At 33.7% G+C, this 17171-nt stretch carries 19 protein-coding genes; 10 read left to right on the forward strand and 9 right to left on the reverse strand.

The window, feature by feature from the left end; translation table 11 throughout:
- Window positions 1-15: 15 nt before the first annotated feature.
- Complete coding sequence (locus BLV84_RS06230) at window positions 16-801, forward strand: formyl transferase (RefSeq protein WP_093241718.1); 786 nt, start codon at window positions 16-18, stop codon at window positions 799-801.
- Here the strand turns inward: BLV84_RS06230 and BLV84_RS06235 are convergent.
- From BLV84_RS06235 to BLV84_RS06270, 8 genes are all read right to left on the reverse strand, one after another.
- Window positions 798-2006: a hypothetical protein gene (locus BLV84_RS06235; RefSeq protein ID WP_093241721.1), complete on the reverse strand. Its 1209-nt coding sequence runs from the start codon at window positions 2004-2006 to the stop codon at window positions 798-800. The genes BLV84_RS06230 and BLV84_RS06235 overlap by 4 nt on opposite strands.
- A complete protein-coding gene (locus tag BLV84_RS06240; protein ID WP_093241734.1) occupies window positions 2007-2789 on the reverse strand; it encodes an ABC transporter permease in 783 nt (260 codons plus the stop codon). It lies immediately after the preceding gene.
- A complete protein-coding gene (locus BLV84_RS06245) occupies window positions 2782-3489 on the reverse strand; it encodes an ABC transporter ATP-binding protein (RefSeq protein ID WP_093241737.1) in 708 nt (235 codons plus the stop codon). Before BLV84_RS06245 ends, BLV84_RS06240 begins: the two co-directional genes overlap by 8 nt.
- On the reverse strand, window positions 3482-4735 hold the full coding sequence (locus tag BLV84_RS06250; protein ID WP_093241741.1) for a nitrous oxide reductase family maturation protein NosD: 1254 nt from the start codon (window positions 4733-4735) through the stop codon (window positions 3482-3484). The genes BLV84_RS06245 and BLV84_RS06250 overlap by 8 nt, the downstream gene beginning before the upstream one ends.
- Window positions 4736-4774: 39 nt before the next feature.
- Entirely contained in the window at window positions 4775-5203 is a 429-nt protein-coding gene (locus BLV84_RS06255; protein WP_093241744.1) for a nitrous oxide reductase accessory protein NosL, read from the reverse strand.
- Between the two features lie 3 nt (window positions 5204-5206).
- Window positions 5207-5815 carry a hypothetical protein gene (locus BLV84_RS06260; RefSeq protein ID WP_093241747.1) on the reverse strand — a complete coding sequence of 203 codons (609 nt, stop codon included), beginning with the start codon at window positions 5813-5815 and terminating at the stop codon, window positions 5207-5209.
- Window positions 5816-5892: 77 nt separating this feature from the next.
- Window positions 5893-7851 carry a Sec-dependent nitrous-oxide reductase gene (gene nosZ / locus BLV84_RS06265; protein WP_093241751.1) on the reverse strand — a complete coding sequence of 653 codons (1959 nt, stop codon included), beginning with the start codon at window positions 7849-7851 and terminating at the stop codon, window positions 5893-5895.
- A 25-nt stretch (window positions 7852-7876) separates the two neighbouring features.
- Entirely contained in the window at window positions 7877-8386 is a 510-nt protein-coding gene (locus BLV84_RS06270) for a c-type cytochrome (protein ID WP_093241754.1), read from the reverse strand.
- 130 nt (window positions 8387-8516) lie between these two features.
- Between BLV84_RS06270 and BLV84_RS06275 the strand changes: the two genes are divergently transcribed.
- From BLV84_RS06275 to BLV84_RS06310, 8 genes are all read left to right on the forward strand, one after another.
- Window positions 8517-8951, forward strand: a complete 435-nt coding sequence (locus BLV84_RS06275) for an RrF2 family transcriptional regulator (protein WP_093241757.1) — start codon at window positions 8517-8519, stop codon at window positions 8949-8951.
- A 56-nt stretch (window positions 8952-9007) separates the two neighbouring features.
- Window positions 9008-9739 (forward strand): iron-sulfur cluster repair di-iron protein, encoded by a 732-nt coding sequence (gene ric / locus BLV84_RS06280; RefSeq protein ID WP_093241762.1) that lies wholly within the window; start codon window positions 9008-9010, stop codon window positions 9737-9739.
- 178 nt (window positions 9740-9917) lie between these two features.
- Window positions 9918-10310 carry an OsmC family protein gene (locus BLV84_RS06285; protein WP_093241766.1) on the forward strand — a complete coding sequence of 131 codons (393 nt, stop codon included), beginning with the start codon at window positions 9918-9920 and terminating at the stop codon, window positions 10308-10310.
- 65 nt (window positions 10311-10375) lie between these two features.
- Window positions 10376-10759 (forward strand): hypothetical protein, encoded by a 384-nt coding sequence (locus tag BLV84_RS06290; RefSeq protein ID WP_143521332.1) that lies wholly within the window; start codon window positions 10376-10378, stop codon window positions 10757-10759.
- Between the two features lie 90 nt (window positions 10760-10849).
- On the forward strand, window positions 10850-12487 hold the full coding sequence (locus BLV84_RS06295; protein ID WP_093241773.1) for a bifunctional metallophosphatase/5'-nucleotidase: 1638 nt from the start codon (window positions 10850-10852) through the stop codon (window positions 12485-12487).
- Window positions 12488-12501: 14 nt separating this feature from the next.
- Window positions 12502-12906 carry a DoxX family protein gene (locus BLV84_RS06300; protein WP_234953104.1) on the forward strand — a complete coding sequence of 135 codons (405 nt, stop codon included), beginning with the start codon at window positions 12502-12504 and terminating at the stop codon, window positions 12904-12906.
- 4 nt (window positions 12907-12910) lie between these two features.
- A complete protein-coding gene (locus BLV84_RS06305) occupies window positions 12911-13342 on the forward strand; it encodes a DsrE family protein (protein ID WP_093241776.1) in 432 nt (143 codons plus the stop codon).
- Between the two features lie 91 nt (window positions 13343-13433).
- Window positions 13434-13823 (forward strand): DUF302 domain-containing protein, encoded by a 390-nt coding sequence (locus tag BLV84_RS06310; RefSeq protein WP_093241779.1) that lies wholly within the window; start codon window positions 13434-13436, stop codon window positions 13821-13823.
- Between the two features lie 45 nt (window positions 13824-13868).
- On the opposite strand, the gene BLV84_RS06315 is transcribed toward BLV84_RS06310, so the two are convergent.
- Window positions 13869-14393: an RNA methyltransferase gene (locus tag BLV84_RS06315; RefSeq protein WP_093242274.1), complete on the reverse strand. Its 525-nt coding sequence runs from the start codon at window positions 14391-14393 to the stop codon at window positions 13869-13871.
- A gap of 82 nt (window positions 14394-14475) precedes the next feature.
- On the opposite strand from BLV84_RS06315, the gene mutS reads away from it, so the two are divergent.
- Window positions 14476-17082, forward strand: coding sequence for a DNA mismatch repair protein MutS (gene mutS / locus BLV84_RS06320; protein ID WP_093241782.1), 2607 nt, complete (start codon window positions 14476-14478; stop codon window positions 17080-17082).
- Window positions 17083-17171 lie beyond the last annotated feature (89 nt).

The following is a 17171-nucleotide window of genomic DNA, read 5'->3' on the forward strand; positions in this document are numbered from 1 at the left end:
AATCGTCATTATATCATGAAAATTGTATTGTTTCTCAATAAAGATATGCATGCAAATATTGCATATCAGTTATTAAAACCCGAACTTTTAAAACATCAAGTTCAAATTTATTACACTGATCAAGTTGGTCATTCTTCTAAAAGATCTGAAATACTTCAACAAATTGAATACTTAGAAAAAGAAAGGTTTTTTAATGAAGTAGCATCACAAGATTCATGCTCAAATTTTGAATTTTTAGATGATTCTTTTAATAGCTTCCCATTTAAGAAAGCTCCAAAAGTCAATTCAAAAGAATTTGTTGATTTCATGAGAAAAGAGCAGCCTGACATATTCATTTCAATACGATTTGGTCAAATTTTCAAAGATGACATCATAGCCATTCCTAAGCATGGTTTACTTAACCTTCACTCTGGAATACTTCCACATTACAGAGGTATCATGGCAACTTTACACGCTTTAATTGATCAGAATGATAAGATTGGATGCACCTTTCATAAAATAACAGATTCAGGTATAGATACAGGAGAGATTATTAGTCAGTCTTTCTTAAAAACAAATTCAAGTAAATCTTTATTATGGCATATTACACACATTTATCGTGGTGGAACAGATCTTATAATTCAAGCTTTAAGGCAAATTGAAAATAGTTCATTCATAAAAACTCATCGTCAAAATATCAACGAAGGTTCTTATTTTTCCTCACCAACATCAAAAGATTTTTTAAACTTAAAGGAGTCTGGTTTTAATTTATATAGTGAAAAAGATTACGAAGACATTATAAAAACTTTTGTTTCAAGCTAAATTTTCTTGGTAAACTGTTTTAGCATGATGATCAATATACCGATAACAAGCAATAAGCTTGCAACAAACAACAATATATATTGAGGTATGGAAAAATCTAGATTAAAAATAAACGAAATAGGTCTCCAAAATATCAAAGCTTCGGTTAAAAGAAAACCTAAAGCATAGAAATAGATGACTGCTTTATTGATTTTTATGAGTTTAAAATAACTCAACAAAACGAAAAGACTCAACGTGATGACGCCTAAAAATGTCCAGTGTAAAAAACCAATTGTCAAGTTTTTATAATTTGTAATTAAATCAGCAATAGGTTTGAATCCAGCGAAAAACTGAATAACAAACTTGATCAGCAAAAGAATTGACACCCATTTAAGAAGAGTAAATTCTAAATGAGAAAATATCTGTTTAACTTTTGTCTTTAAATCAGGTATAGCTTCTTTGATATAATACAAACTCACTAACTGTAAAGCTCCTCCTGCTATTGATAAAATATAATAAATCCCATGTGGTTCAATAAACAAAATTGATAAGAAAAAAGTGAGAATAAGTCCTGAGTTGAAATACATTAAGAAAACCTTGATTGCTTTTTTTTCTATCAAAATACCTTTATGTTCAAGAACATAAACGAATATGCCTATCAGGCCTAAAATAATCCAAGCATTGTACTGAAAATGTAAATAAAAATAAATTGCGATACGGTACCAAACAGAACCTGATCCTAAAGTTGCCATCACTCCGCCAACTGCCCACGGTCCAATACTAGAAATGAGCATATAGATTAAAGCGTATTTGAGGATGCGATAAGAATGGAGTTGTCTTGTTTGCTTAGATGCATGCTTTATGAAGAACCAATAAAACCAATAGCTTGCAAATAAAAACAAAGTTGAAAATGTGATTGAAATTGCAGCATAGCCCTGAAACGGAAAACTGCACAACATACCAACAACAGTAATTAAGGTAAAAACAAAAATACCATTGTATTGCTTTTTATTTTTTTTAGTGTCAAAAAAACACAAACGAATCAAAACGAGCATTGCTAAATAAACCCATCCCATCAAAGCAACATGGGAGTGCGCATGTAGAAAATATTTAAAATCAACCTCTACATCAGCGATAAAAAGAAAACGTAAAAACAAACCAATTACCGCAGCGATTAAAAAAAAGCTTAAAGAAATATTGGTTTGTTTTTTAAGAGATAAACTCACTTAGAAATCTTTTTTCTTCGATTTTCTATAAATATTAAATACAGGTAAAACAACCCAAATCATTAAAGCGCCTAAAGCAGAAAATAAGCCAGTGTTTGTACCAAAAAACTCTTTAAAAATAGCACCTGTATAACCTAATAATGCTGCAATATCCAACTTTAATAAAATTAAAATTCTCGATAAATCAATTGGATTCAGCATGGTCGCTATCAGAGAAAATTTGTCTAATGGATAAGTGTCAAAAATCACTAAAAACATCAAAAATAAACCATCATAAATCACTGCCATAAAAAGCCACATCAAAATAGCATAACTAAAACCTTTAATTTTATTTTCGTTATAAAGCGCAATATTAAATGCGATTGCCGTAAACGCAAGTGTTAATAAGGCTCCTGTTACTAGCAGTAAAGTAAAATCAAAGATAGCTGATGATTGAAACAATCCATAAAAAACAAATGGTAAGCCTAAACCAATCACTAGACTCATCACAAGTGAGAGCGAAACACCGAGATATTGACCTATAAAAATTGATGATCTTTTAACGGGTTGTGCTAATAAAAGTTCTGTAAACTCCTTGGAATCGTAATAATACATCACGCCAAATATGGTTCCGATTAATGGAACTAGAATAATGATGACATTCATTAAAGTAATGACTGCTTTTGATAAATCTTCATTTAAGAAAAGCAACACAAAGCCTAAAAGCAAGTAAAAGAGTAAATATACATAACTCCATCGGCTTCTAATCAAATCAAAAAAACTGTATTTTAATATCTTAAGCATGGTCTTTCATTAAAAGGTTAGCAATAGCATGTTCAAAATCTGCTTCTCCTGTTTTCTCACGGAGTTCTTGAAGATTTCCTTTGAAATAGATTTTTCCTTCAAGGATAAAAACAATTTCGTCTGAAATTTCTTCTACAAAACTCATGATATGAGATGTCACTAATATTGTTTTTCCTTTCTCTTTTTCTTTTTTAATCAGGTTTTTTAAATGAATCAAAGCCACGGGATCTAGCCCAGTTGTAGGCTCATCAAGAATAACGATTTGGCTATCAAACATAAATGTCAGAACGATATTCACTTTTTGCTTGGTTCCGCCTGACAGATTATTCAATTTTTTATTCAAAAATGGTTCGAGTTTAAAAACCTTGATCAGTTCATCATAATCTGCATTAACACCTCTCAAATCTTTGATCATTTTAATCAATTCTTTAACACCTAAGTTGTTAGGAAAGTTAGCAATTTGAGGTAAATAATCTATATCAGATCTATAAGCTCCGTTCTGTTGAGTTTCTTTTCCTTTGATAAATATTTTGCCTTTATCGGGCACCACCATGCCTAAAATAGATTTAATCAAGGTGGTTTTTCCTGATCCATTTGGACCCAAGACTGCAAAAATACCTTTTTCTGGTATGTTGAGATCAACACCTTTGAGGACTTCATTTTTACCAAATTTTTTATGTAGGTTATCTATCTTAATCATTATATTTTCGGATTAAAGGTTCTTCATCCAAGAGATTATCGGGTGTAAAAACTGGTGATACTTTTTCAGAGAAATCAATAATATCAACAAAAAGACTTCTCATTAATATAATCGCTTCTGGAATTTGATTAACAACGTAGCTAAAGAGCTTAACAGGTCGGTAAGGGACATCTCCATAACCATCTTCATCTAAATCATAGCCTGTATATTCGCTCCAGTAATTTTGATGAAAGCGATTGGTGTTCAATCGACTGTTAAAACTCACATCAAAAGAATTATATAGAAAGTTATTGAGTGTAAAAATGTTATCGTAACAAGCACCCAATACTTTAATTGCTGTTCCGTTGTCCTTAAAATCGTTCTTGGTGTATGTAATTCTGTTTGAACCTTCAACATTAATTCCTGTTGTGTTTTCTTCAAAAATATTACTTTCAATGGTGGCATCATTAATTTCTTTTAAAAGAAGTCCGTAGGCTGCTGTTCCCCAATTGTATTTAAATTCATTTCTGATCATTTCAATTCTTTTGGAAAACATCACTGCGACACCTGCACCGTTATTTTCAAAGATATTATGTTGATAAACATCATCATTTGAGAACATGAAATGCAAGCCGTATCTTAAATTATCAATGCTTTTATTATTAGAAATAACACAATCATCAGCAAATTCTAAATAAATACCATCTCTCACTTTTTGAATGAGATTGTCTTCAATTTTTACGTTTTTAGAATACCATAAATGTATGCCGTTTCCTGAATTGTGTTCATTAACTGCATCGCCAAGGATGTTGTTATTCCTGATTGTTCCGTGATGTGATTTTTCTAAATATATACCGAAAAATATTTTTCTCAACTCTAAGTTTTGAATAAGAAAATTTTTAGCACGACTTAAGCGTATTGCTGCAAAATCGGATGTGTAACTTGAGCCAACATTGATGAGCTTAAGACCATCAATTGTGACAGAATCAGCAAATACCTGAAAAATATCTCCTTTATTTTCTCCATCAACTATTGGTAAGTTTTCACCAATAAGCGTGATAGGTTTATCAATGATGATTTTGTGTTCTTTATAAACACCTTCTTTCACAATAATTTTGTCTCCAGGTTTGGCTTGAGAAATCGCATCAGAAATTGATCTAGTTTCACAAGTCTGGCACACCTCAATATCTTGAGCATTGAATGATTGCGTGAACAATAAAAAAATGCTCAAGAAAGAAGTGATTTTTATAAAAAATTTTGAAAACATAGATTCAAAAAATAAGTGTATGTAAAACAATAGCTAAGCTTAGTTTGCTTGCTGTTTAAGCAATTCTTCCCAAGTGTAAAGCTCACCGTCTTTATCGGCTTGAACTTTTTCTGCATCAACCTTAGTGGGGAAAGCAGTGATATACTCACCCATCGGACTTGGTATATTTTCACTGATCAAAAATGTTGCTTGCTCAGCTCTGATAAGTTCCTCTGGCTTTAGGTAGTGATTTGTAAAAAACATATCGACTTTTTCTTTTGTCATATCGTCTTTGAAGTTAATCATGCATTCTATAGCATCAAATTTGTAAACCTTTCCTTTTTGGGTTACAATTTCGGCACCATGAATTTTATCAACGATATTCATTCTGCAAAAGTCACATGCATCACTTCCGTAAACAATTGGTTTTTTCTCATTTGTGCAGCTGCTTAAAGCAAGAATAATCAATAAAGTGAAAACATTTTTCATAGCTTATTTTTTATTTGTTTTGAATCCTACTAAATAGGCAATAAAGGTTAAAAACATTCCTATTGTTAAAAATATACCTCCTGTACCAGGATAAGAGATTGCTGTAAAGTTAAGAATATCTCTTGAGCCTAAAAGTGGTGGCTTATAGCTAAATGGTGTTCCATCTGGTTCAGTCACTTTGATGATTGCATTCGGATCTAGATTTGAACCATAATCAGTCATCCATGCATTAAAATCAAACATACCTAAGACGCCTAAAACTGTCATTAAAATTAGCCAATATAAGAACCAATTATGTGATATTTTTCCTATAAATCCTAGAAACCCGACAATGATTCCTAAAATTGCCATACCTCCTACAACTATAGGAAAAACACTAAACTCCCACATTTCGTGAGCTTTAGGTAAAGTTTGCATTCCGATATAATGGTTTAAACCATCAATATTTTGTAAATCAAATTCAGTAAATCCTTGAAGCCCATTTAAATGAATAAACATTCCTAATCCGTCTGGGTATTGTGGTGCTTCAAGTTCAACAACCCATAAAGGATAAATGAATAAGCTCAATAATAAAGCAGAGCCTATTATCATTATTGTACTAGCAGTTTTCATACTTCTCTAGTTTAGTAATAAAGGCGAGCAATGTGAATCGACTCGCCCTTTGATAATTAAAATTCAGTGATCAGGTGTTATTCTTCACCTAGAGACCAGCTTAACTCAATATCAGAATCTGCTGGAGAAACTCTTATATAACCTTGCATTTCTTGGTGAAGTGCAGAGCAGAAGTCAGTACAATAGAATGGCCATACACCCACTCTATCTGGCTCCCATGTCGTTGTTTTTGTTTGACCTGGCATAATTAATAACTCTGAGTTATTTTGCCCTATCATTGCAAATCCGTGAGGGACATCAAAGTCTTGCTCTAAGTTAGTGATATGGAAGTATACTTTGTCACCGACTTTGATTCCTTCTATATTATCTGGATTAAAGTGGCTACGAATTGTTGACATGTAAACATGAACTGTTTTACCATCTCTTACAACTTTTGTTTCACCTTCATTCTTCACAGCATAAGGATGTTCATTCTCGTCAAGTCTATAAATTTTTCTTGAGTTTGGCGCAACCTTATCTGCTTTAATCGCAGCTGCATAGTGAGGTTCACCGTGCGTTGGGAAGTCAGAAATTAACTCCATCTTATCTCCACTAATGTCATAAAGCTGTGCTGAATGCTCAAGTTCTGGACCCACTGGTAAGTAACGGTCTTTTGTAATCTTGTTCATCGCAAACATATATTTACCATCTGGCTTACGTGAGTTACCTCCAGGAATTGTAAGGTGACCAACAGAGTAGTAAGTTGGTTTTCTGTCTTTAATTTCCCATGAACCTAACTCCCATTTCACAACTTCAGAAGTAATAAAGAATGTTGTATAAGCATTTCCTTTATCATCAAACTCAGTGTGTAGTGGCCCTAAACCTGGATTTTCAACAACACCGGCTAATGTTTCATCAAAGTTTAAGATAGGAATACCATAAGCTTCACCATCAAAACTTTCATTTTCAATTGCCTTAATCATTTTAGGGAATGAGTGAACAGTTAAGTTAGCTGATAATTTACCATTACCAACAATATATTGTCCGTCAGGAGATATATCACAACCGTGTGGTGATTTTGGTGTTGGTAAAAAGAATACTGCACCAGGTACATCAGAAGGATTCACGATTCTAACCTCTTTTTTCATTTCAGATTTTCCGACATGAGTATGGTGATCATAAGTGTTATGTGCATATTCAGCTGGCATCATTTCGCCTCCGCCATTTGCAACATACTCCTCAATTTTCTTCCAGTTAACAGCTGCAATAAAGTCTTTGTCATTTTGTGATGCATTAACCTCTAATAATGTGCTTGCTTCTTCTGTATTATAAGTTGTAAAGAAGAACCATCCGTGAGACTGACCACGACCAGGGTGAGATAAATCATAGTTAAAACCAGGCATCATTAATTGGAAATTGATATCCATTGCACCAGTTTCTTGATCTACTTTAATAAATGATAAAGCACCTTTAAATTTTCCTTTATAGTCTTTAATGCTGATGTCTTGTTGTGGAAATGGAACCGAGAAACGTGTTCCTGCAACAACATATTCAGTGTTTTCTGTTACAAAAGATGAACTGTGGTTACCTGCACTGTTTGGCACCTCGATAACCTCAACAGTTTCAAAAGTTTCTAGATCAACACGTGCGATACGCGGTGTGTTGTTTTCGTTGACAAAAACCCAACGTCCATCAGTTACACCATCTGTTTGAGAAATATCAGGGTGGTGTAAATCTCCCCAAGGAATAAATCCATGTGAAGTGTTTAACATTGCTTTTGTTTCTTCAGAATAACCATACCCAGAAGTTGGGAATTGGCTAAAAACTGGGATTTCTTTAAACATTCTTCCTGAGGGTAAACCGTAAACCAATAGGTTACCGCTATAGCCTCCAGAAATAAATGCATAATAATCATCGTGCTCACCTGGAGCGACGTAAACTTGCTCAGCATGGCTCTTATTTAAAGCGCCATTGCTTCCGCTTTTTTTCTCTGATTTACCACAACTTACTGCGAAGAAAATTGATAGTAAACCGATTCCTAAATTTTTTAAGTTCATACTGTGTTAGGATTAAATTATGTTACTATAGTGTTCGGAAGTATTCTAATACAGATCTTGCTTCTTCCTCAGTAAGACCTTGATTTGCCATTGGCGAACCATTAAACTCCATTAATAAATCTTTAGCTAATGGATCTTTACGAACCATTTCTTCAGGATTTAAGATCATATTCATCACCCATTCAGGTGCACGTCTGTCTAAAATACCTGTTGGTGCTGGACCGATAAAACGTTTATCGATTTTATGACAAGCTGTACACATTTTGTCATATACTGCTTTACCGTTATCAGCCATCTCTTGATTGACATCATCAGCCAAGTCAACATTTTTAATTGGGCCTACACCTTTGTTATCAAGCACAACTCTTTCAGAGGCTTTTACCTTTTTAGTGTCTGACTTTTTACTTTCTTTTTTTGTTGTTTTTTTCAAACTTACTTTGTTGTCTTTTTCAGACTCTTTCTGAGGCTCACCACCACAGTTAACAAGGAAGATTGAAAGCATCAATACAAATGCTAAATTCAAATAATTCTTCATGTTTTTGATTTTTAGATTAACACAGTACAAACTTAATAAGACTAATCTATGTAAAATATGACAAAAGTCATAATAAAGACTAATAAGTCCTGATTAAATATTATATATTTGCAATGTAAATAATTTCATTATGTTTTCAAAGGCTTGTGAATACGGAATTAAAGCTGCTGTGTTTATTACTCAACAAAGTATTGTCAATAAACGAGTTAGTCTTGGCGATATCTCCGATAATATTGACAGCCCTAAAGCATTTACCGCTAAAGTCTTACAGATACTCACAAGAGAAAATATCATACAAAGCTTAAGAGGTGCACATGGAGGCTTTTACATATCTGAAACAAAATATAATAATGTTAAACTTAAAGATATCGTTTATGCAATTGATGGAGACAAGATCTATAATGGATGCGCTTTAGGATTTAAAAAATGTAACAAAAATAGACCCTGCCCTATGCATTATCAGTTCAAATCAATCAGAGATGATCTGAAATCAGTTCTAAGTACAACAAGTCTCCATGATTTAGCCACTGATGTAGAGGTGGGTATTTCATATTTAAAACTTTAAAAATTAAAAAAAAATTTAATTATAAACCGGACAATTTTATCTTAAATACAAAAATTATGACACAATTACTTCAAAAACAGATCGGCGAACTCGTCGCACAAGACTATAGAACTGCGGCTATCTTTTCAAATTACGGAATAGATTTCTGCTGTAAAGGAAATAGACAAATCGATGAAGTTTGCACAAAAAAGAAAATCAATGCAGAAAAAATAGAAGCTGAACTTGATGCGATTTTAAACGCTAAATCAACTGGAGAGCCTGACTTTAAACAATGGCCATTAGACTTATTAGCTGATTATGTTGAAAAAACGCATCACCGCTATGTTGAAAGCAAATCACAACCTTTACTTCAATTTTTAGATAAGCTTTGTAAAGTGCATGGAGAGAGACATCCTGAGCTTTTTAAAATCAATACTGCTTTTAAAGAATTAGCTCAAGAACTAGCTTCACACATGAAGAAAGAAGAACTTATCCTCTTCCCTTTCATTAAAAAATTGGTTCAGGCTGAATTGACTAATAAAGAAATTGAAAAACCTCACTTTGGAAGTGTTGAAAACCCTATCGACATGATGGAGCACGAGCATGAAACTGCTGGAGATTTACTCCGCATCATCGAAAATGAGACAAGCGGTTACCAACCACCAGCTGATGCTTGTAACACATACCGCGTCACTTACGCGATGCTAAAAGAATTTGAAGAGGATTTGCATAAACACATCCATCTTGAAAATAACATTTTGTTTCCAAAATCTATTCAATTAGAAAAAAGACTTAATGTTAGTGTTTGATTGATTTGTGGATAACACCACAATGATCATTTGTTTTATTGTTTGTCGCCTTACTGGTTTTCATGAGCTGGTAAGGCGTTTTTATTGTCCTAAAAAAGATTAGTAAAATCTTAATAACTAAAGCAAGTATTGCTCAATAGATTTAAATAATTTTAGTGAAAATTAAAACAAAATTAAAATGGCAAAAATCACATCAATAGGGACAAACCAAAAATACAAGGTTGATATTAAATCAGAAACAGGACACCATATCATTTCAGATGAACCCAAAGATCTCGATGGCGGAAACTTGGGCATGATGCCAACAGAACTTCTAATCGCAGCGCTTGCTGGATGCACTGGTGCAACACTAAGAATGTATGCCGATAGAAAAGAATGGCCATTGGAAGATGTCCACACCGATATTGAGTTAATTGAAAATAAATTTAAAGATGCCCGCATTATTAAAACATTGCGAGTCACAGGTGATCTCGATGAAAAGCAACGCCAAAGATTATATCAAATCGCAGACAAATGCCCAGTACATAAAATGCTTGCAAGTGGTTTAGAGATTGAAACAATTACAAAATAAGTAAGTCTTATCGATTTGTAACTTATGTCACAGATGTACTCACAGATTAAGTATATTATTGTGACATGATAAAGAACAATGCGACTATAAAAATAATGACAGCTCAACTCATTTTAATGAGTTTGATGCTTATTTTTTCGCATTGTTCTCTTCGTCACACCATAGAGGCTAATCTCAATCTTGATAAATCTAATGCCTCAAGTCAACTCAAAATACAAAAAACACAAGCTCAAAAGTGCTGCCGAGTTGATTTTAACAAAACAAGAGTTACAAAATCTAAGCCTTATAATCATCAGCAATTTCTTTTTGCAGGCGTACACACTGATTTATCTTTTCAAAAACCTCTTATCATCAAACTTCCTTTGGTTATTATTGACCGAAAAGTTCCCAAATTACAAGCAGTTCCGCTTTATATTCTGTACCAAAATATGCGATGTTTTATCAGTTAACTTTTATTTAAAAGATCAAAAAACTGAATTCATGATGTTATGAGTATAGCATCATTTTAAAAAACATATTTATTTTAGATATAAACAATAATGAAACGTATTTTATTTATGGGTCTAATAGTAGGCCTGACAATATCTTGTACAACAAAAGCTAATGAAGTACAAGAAAAAGAATCCGATAAGCTAGAAAACGATACGCTTACAATATTACAAACAGCAGATATTCACGGACAAATCTTCCCTCATGACGAATTGTTTTGGGAGGATGGTGAAATTAAATTTAAGCGCCTAGGAGGTTTAGCACACGTAAAAACACTTTTCGAGACTGAAAGACAAAAAAATCCTGAAGGAACACTCATCATTGATGGTGGCGACCTTATACAAGGGAGTGCTGTGGCAGCCTTATCAAAAGGCTCAGCTTTTTCTCCAATTATTAAGAATATGAATTATGATTTTCTCATCCCTGGAAATTGGGAAGTTGTTTACGGTAAACAAGTGATGCTTGATGTTCTTAAAGCTTATAATACTCCCGTCATTGCTGCAAATATGTATGACGATGAAACTGAAGATCATTTATTTCCTCCTTATTTCATCAAAGAAATGAAAGACGTTAAAATAGGCTTTATTTCATACAACGATCCTGAAATCCCTGTCCGACAAAATCCCTCTTTTAGCCAAGGGATTAAGTTTGATAAGGTGCACGATAATATTAAGATGTTAATTGACAAACTAAAAGATGAAGAAGGTGTCGATATTCTTTTTGTGGTTTCCCATATCGGTATTAGTAAACAATTTGATTTAGCCAACCACCCAAGTTTTGAAAGAGTTGACTACTTGCTTGGTAACGACACTCATGAGCGTATTCGTCAACCTTTACAAGGCAAGTATACTAAAATTACTGAGCCTGGTGCTTTTGCTTCTTTTGTTGGAAAATTGGAACTCATTGTTAATGATGGAAAAATCATAGATGAAAATTATGAGTTAATGGAAGTTGATCCAGAAATATATCCCGCAGATTCTGAGTTGGTCAAAATCATTGATAAAGCTGTTGCACCTTATGAAAAAGAAACAAAAAAAATTTTAGGCTATACATCTACTCCACTTTATCGATATTTCGTTGTTGAAAATCCAATGGACAACTTCATTACAGATGCCATGAGAGAGAAAACAGGTGTTGATATTTCTTTTTCAAATGGCTTTCGTTTTAGCCCTCCTCTCAATCCTGGAAAAGATGGATTAGCTGAAATTACCAGAGCTTATCTATGGAGCATGCTCCCTGTTAACGAGTATGTAAAAACAGGAAAAGCAACAGGCCAACAACTGACAGACTGGTTAGAACAGGAATTACATAATGTTTTTGCAGCTAACCCTTCTGAACGTTTTGGTGGCTGGTTAGTTCGTTTTTCAGGTATGGAACTCAAATTTAATGCACAAAAACCAAAAGGAGAACGCATCGTTTCCATCACTGTTGGTGGTGAACCTCTCAGACTTGATAAAGAATATAGCATTTCAGCTTGTCGTCGTGAGGGAGAGCCTGACCATATGATGTGCCGCATGCCAAATGCAATCAATCCTGTTATTCATGACTATACTGTTCACGATGTTTTGGCTGAACATTTAAAAGAAAAAGGAACGATAGCACCTCGAATTGATGGACGCTCACAAGCCTTGGATTTAGGCGAGAATGTTCTTTCTCAACTGCCAGGAACGAATTATCAATTTCATTAATTAAAAATATAAAAATGCTAAAATCTAATAAAATTGAAGTCAGTCAGCTTTCTATTGTTCTCCTAAGAATGATGCTCAGTTTAATCTTTATTGTTGCCAGTTTAAACCACCTATTCCAGCTTGAAAAAACCGTAGGTCGCATAGAATCTGCAAAATTTGGAATGATTGGCAACTTGATGGGACCGCCAGAAGTTGCTGTAATCACCTCGGGAATCATTATGTTAATAGCGGGTTTAGCTTTATTGATTGGTTTCAAAACCAAATTAGCAGCCATCGCTTTAATTATCGTTTTAATTCCGATTACCTTGACAATTCAAATTGGACAAGTCAGCAGTTTAGGGCCTCTTTTTAAAAATGTAGCCATTTTAGGAGGACTTTTAATTTTCGCTTTAAATAATTTTTCAAAACAAAAATCATAAAACAATGAAACATTTAATTTTAATAACCTTCGCTTTTTTTAGTTTTTTAGGAACTCAAAACCTATTAGCTCAAAAAACTTCACATCTTCCGCATAATGAAAAAGAAAACTATGTCGTTTTAACCAGAAAGGTACCTCAACTCAAGCCTATCATTTATGCTGCAAAAGATTTAGCGACACAAGATGGAAACACTTTTGGTGAGTTCCACGTCGTAATTTGCGGAAAAACAATTTTAGAAACTAAAGATCATGAACAAATGAAAAGCTATTTAGATTTAGCGAAAAATTATAACGTCAAAATATTCGCTTGTGGTTTTTCTATGAAAAAATTTGGTGTGAAAGCTTCAGAGTTACCTCAAGAAATGGAAATCGTCGAAAATGGGATTCTCTATAATTTCCAACTCCAAAAGAAAGGTTTCAAAAGTATTACGTTATAGATTAAGTTTATTAGAAGAGTTGACTTTTAATATGATTTTAAGCCTAATTAAGTCTTAAATCATTAAATTTAAACAACTTAAAAATAAAAACATGTCTTATTATAACAACCGAATTTTCAAAAATACAAGTGTCAAAGACTTACGTCCAAAGGTTGAGGCTGCATTAAAAACACAAGGTTTTGGCGTTTTAACTGAAATTGATTTTCAAGCCACAATGAAGAAAAAAATTGATAAAGATTATCTACCACATCTCATTCTTGGTGCTTGCAGCCCTGAATATGCTGATAAAGTTGTCAGTTTAGAACCTCAAGTCAGTACACTTCTCCCTTGTAATGTCACATTAAGAGAGCTCGATAATGGCGATGTTGAAGTTGCAGCGATGGATCCGTCGGTTGCAATGCAAATGATTGAAAACGAAAAAGTTAAAACACATGCAAAAGAAGTGAGAGATAAACTTGAAAAAGTTTTAGAAGAAATTTAAAAGTTTCTCTGTAATTTATAAAAGCTCCGCTAATCGGAGCTTTTTTTATGATTTGAGTTTGTTGAAAACATCCCACAGGCAAATACCAACACTCACCGATATATTGAAAGAATGTTTTGTCCCAAGCTGAGGTATCTCTAAAACAACATCACTTTGATCAACAACTTCCTGTTGCACACCTTTCACTTCATTCCCGAAAACCAAAGCTATTTTTTGATCTTTGGCGGGTTGAAAGTCATTGAGCATCACTGAATTTTCTGCCTGCTCCACAGAAACAATCTGATGATCTTTCAGCTCTTCAAGTGCTTCTAAAGTCGTTTCAAAATATCGCCATCTAACTGAATCAGTCGCACCCAAAGCCGTTTTTGTAATATCGCGATGTGGTGGCTGAGCTGTGATACCACAAAGCATAATTTCTTCAATCAAAAAAGCATCTGAAGTTCTAAATACAGAACCGATATTGTTTAAACTTCTAACATTATCTAATACAACAGTCATCGGTGTTTTGTCTGTTTTTTTGAAATCATCAACACTCAATCTGTTTAATTCGCTGTTCTTTAATTTTCTCATTTTCGTCTGCTTCATTTTCGTATTAAGCTCGCTCAATTTTGTTCTTTATTACTTTAGAAATCTTATTTTAGCAAAAAAATAGATTTTGAGTAAAGCTGCAAAAGTAACACCTTTAATGAAGCAATATAACGCAATCAAGGAAAAATATCCTGATGCTTTATTGTTGTTTCGTGTAGGCGATTTTTATGAAACATTTGGAGAAGATGCCATCAAAACAGCGCATATTCTCAACATCGTTTTGACCAACAGAAATAATGGAAATGAAAAACTTGAGTTGGCAGGCTTTCCGCATCATTCATTAAACACTTATTTACCAAAACTCGTCAGAGCTGGCGAACGTGTTGCCATTTGTGATCAGCTTGAAAATCCGAGTCAAACCAAAAAAATTGTCAAACGTGGTGTAACGGAATTAGTGACGCCTGGTGTTTCTTATAACGACGATGTTTTAAGCAGCAAATCAAATAACTTTTTAGCAGCGATTTTTTGGCGAAAAAATCATTACGGCATCGGTTTTTTAGATGTTTCTACTGGCGAATTTTTTGTTGCTGAAGGTGATAAAGCTTATATGGAAAAGCTGATTCAAAACTTTCAGCCAAGCGAAATTTTAGTTTCTAAAAAACTTAAAAATACTTTTAAGGAAGAATTTAATCCGCATCTCAACACTTTCTTTTTAGAAGATTGGGTTTTCAAAATTGATTATACACAAGACATCCTCAATCAGCACTTTGAAACAAAATCATTAAAAGGATTTGGGATTGAAGATTTCTATGAAGCGAAGATCGCAGCAGGAACAATTATTCATTACCTCAATGAAACCCGAAATACTGACAAAAAACACATCAGCTCAATTTCACGAATTGTTCGTGACGATTATGTGTGGATGGATAAATTCACCATTCGTAATCTTGAACTTTATCAAGGAAATACATCACAAGCCATCACGCTTTTAGATGTGATTGACAAAACTTCATCAGCGATGGGTAGCCGTTTATTAAAGAGATGGCTTGCCTTACCTTTAAAGCAAAAATCTGCGATTGAAAGTCGACACGCGGTTGTTGATTATTTTAAGAATAAAACAGATTTACATCAAAATATTAAAAATCAACTTCAACAAATCAATGATCTTGAACGCTTGATTTCAAAAGTGGCCACCTTAAAAATTACACCACGTGAAGTTGTTCAACTCAAAAATTCGCTCAATGCTTTAGGCGAAATTAAAAAGCTTTTAAAAGAAAATAAACACGAGAGTTTAAATGCAATTTTAGATAATTTAAACCCTTGTGAAAGTTTAAAAAACACGATCAGCAAAGCCATTCAGGAAGATGCGCCTGTCAATATTATCAAAGGTCAAGCGATAGCTCAAGGCTACTCAGAAGAATTGGATGAACTCAGAGATTTATCAAATTCCGGAAAAAAATATCTTGATGAAATGCTTAAGCGTGAAACAGAAAAAACAGGAATTTCGAGCTTGAAAATTTCGAGTAATAATGTCTTTGGCTATTATATTGAAGTCAGAAACACACATAAAGATAAAGTCCCTGAGGAATGGATTCGCAAGCAAACACTGGTGAATAGCGAACGATACATTACTGAGGAACTCAAGGAGTATGAAGCCAAGATATTGGGTGCCGAGGAAAAAATACAAAGCTTAGAACAGCAACTTTTTTCTGATTTAGTCATTGCAATGCAAGATTACATTAAAGTCATTCAGCAAAATGCTTTAACCATCGCACAATTGGATTGTTTAGCCAGTTTTTCAGAATTAGCAAGAACTGAAAACTACAGAAAACCAAGCTTAAATGATGGTTTAACTATTTCTATTGAAGATGGACGTCACCCTGTGATTGAAAAACAATTACCACACGATGAAAGTTACATCAGCAACTCCATTTATTTGGACAATGCAAGTCAGCAAATCATTATGATAACTGGGCCAAACATGAGTGGTAAATCTGCGATTTTAAGGCAAACAGCTTTAATTGTACTATTAGCACAAATCGGTTGTTTTGTTCCTGCAAAAGCTGCTGATATCGGAATTGTTGATAAAATCTTTACAAGAGTTGGCGCCAGTGATAATATCTCTCAAGGCGAATCCACCTTTATGGTAGAGATGAATGAGACGGCGAGTATTTTGAATAACATTTCTGAACGCAGTTTGGTGATTCTTGATGAAATCGGTCGTGGGACAAGTACTTATGACGGCATTTCGATTGCTTGGGCGATTAGCCAATATTTACATGAACACCCGCATCAGCCAAAAACATTATTTGCAACGCATTATCATGAACTTAATGGAATGACATCACACTTTGAAAGAATCAAAAATTTCAATGTTTCTGTCAAAGAATTAAAAGACACTGTTCTCTTTCTTAGAAAACTAAAAGAAGGTGGCAGCGCACACAGTTTTGGAATTCATGTTGCTAAAATGGCCGGCATGCCTCAATATGTGATTTCAAAAGCGAATACGGTTTTAAAACGTTTGGAAGCCACACATGGACAAGATGAAATTGAAGAAAAGCTAGAACAACAAGCTCAACAAACGGATCAACTCAGTTTTTTTCAGCTTGATGATCCTTTATTGGAACAGATCAGAGATGAGATATCAATATTAGATATTGACACGCTCACCCCAGTAGAAGCCTTGATGAAGCTGAATGAAATAAAAAGAATGATCAAACAAAAAGGCTAAGCGATTTTAAATCAATGAGATATAAAAAACTTCAAAAAAAAGCATCTTTTTTTCATGAAAAAGTTTTGAAAACTCAATTAAAGCAGTAA

It is taken from the genome of Psychroflexus halocasei (assembly GCF_900107595.1).
Classification (GTDB): domain Bacteria; phylum Bacteroidota; class Bacteroidia; order Flavobacteriales; family Flavobacteriaceae; genus Psychroflexus; species Psychroflexus halocasei.

Coding starts and splice junctions, on each gene's coding strand:
- BLV84_RS06230 (WP_093241718.1), top strand. CDS start 16: ATGAAAATTGTATTGTTTCTCAATAAAGATATGCATGCAAATATTGCA.
- BLV84_RS06240 (WP_093241734.1), bottom strand. CDS start 2,789: ATGCTTAAGATATTAAAATACAGTTTTTTTGATTTGATTAGAAGCCGA.
- BLV84_RS06245 (WP_093241737.1), bottom strand. CDS start 3,489: ATGATTAAGATAGATAACCTACATAAAAAATTTGGTAAAAATGAAGTC.
- BLV84_RS06250 (WP_093241741.1), bottom strand. CDS start 4,735: ATGTTTTCAAAATTTTTTATAAAAATCACTTCTTTCTTGAGCATTTTT.
- BLV84_RS06255 (WP_093241744.1), bottom strand. CDS start 5,203: ATGAAAAATGTTTTCACTTTATTGATTATTCTTGCTTTAAGCAGCTGC.
- BLV84_RS06260 (WP_093241747.1), bottom strand. CDS start 5,815: ATGAAAACTGCTAGTACAATAATGATAATAGGCTCTGCTTTATTATTG.
- nosZ (WP_093241751.1), bottom strand. CDS start 7,851: ATGAACTTAAAAAATTTAGGAATCGGTTTACTATCAATTTTCTTCGCA.
- BLV84_RS06270 (WP_093241754.1), bottom strand. CDS start 8,386: ATGAAGAATTATTTGAATTTAGCATTTGTATTGATGCTTTCAATCTTC.
- BLV84_RS06275 (WP_093241757.1), top strand. CDS start 8,517: ATGTTTTCAAAGGCTTGTGAATACGGAATTAAAGCTGCTGTGTTTATT.
- ric (WP_093241762.1), top strand. CDS start 9,008: ATGACACAATTACTTCAAAAACAGATCGGCGAACTCGTCGCACAAGAC.
- BLV84_RS06285 (WP_093241766.1), top strand. CDS start 9,918: ATGGCAAAAATCACATCAATAGGGACAAACCAAAAATACAAGGTTGAT.
- BLV84_RS06290 (WP_143521332.1), top strand. CDS start 10,376: ATGATAAAGAACAATGCGACTATAAAAATAATGACAGCTCAACTCATT.
- BLV84_RS06295 (WP_093241773.1), top strand. CDS start 10,850: ATGAAACGTATTTTATTTATGGGTCTAATAGTAGGCCTGACAATATCT.
- BLV84_RS06300 (WP_234953104.1), top strand. CDS start 12,502: ATGCTAAAATCTAATAAAATTGAAGTCAGTCAGCTTTCTATTGTTCTC.
- BLV84_RS06305 (WP_093241776.1), top strand. CDS start 12,911: ATGAAACATTTAATTTTAATAACCTTCGCTTTTTTTAGTTTTTTAGGA.
- BLV84_RS06310 (WP_093241779.1), top strand. CDS start 13,434: ATGTCTTATTATAACAACCGAATTTTCAAAAATACAAGTGTCAAAGAC.
- BLV84_RS06315 (WP_093242274.1), bottom strand. CDS start 14,393: ATGAGAAAATTAAAGAACAGCGAATTAAACAGATTGAGTGTTGATGAT.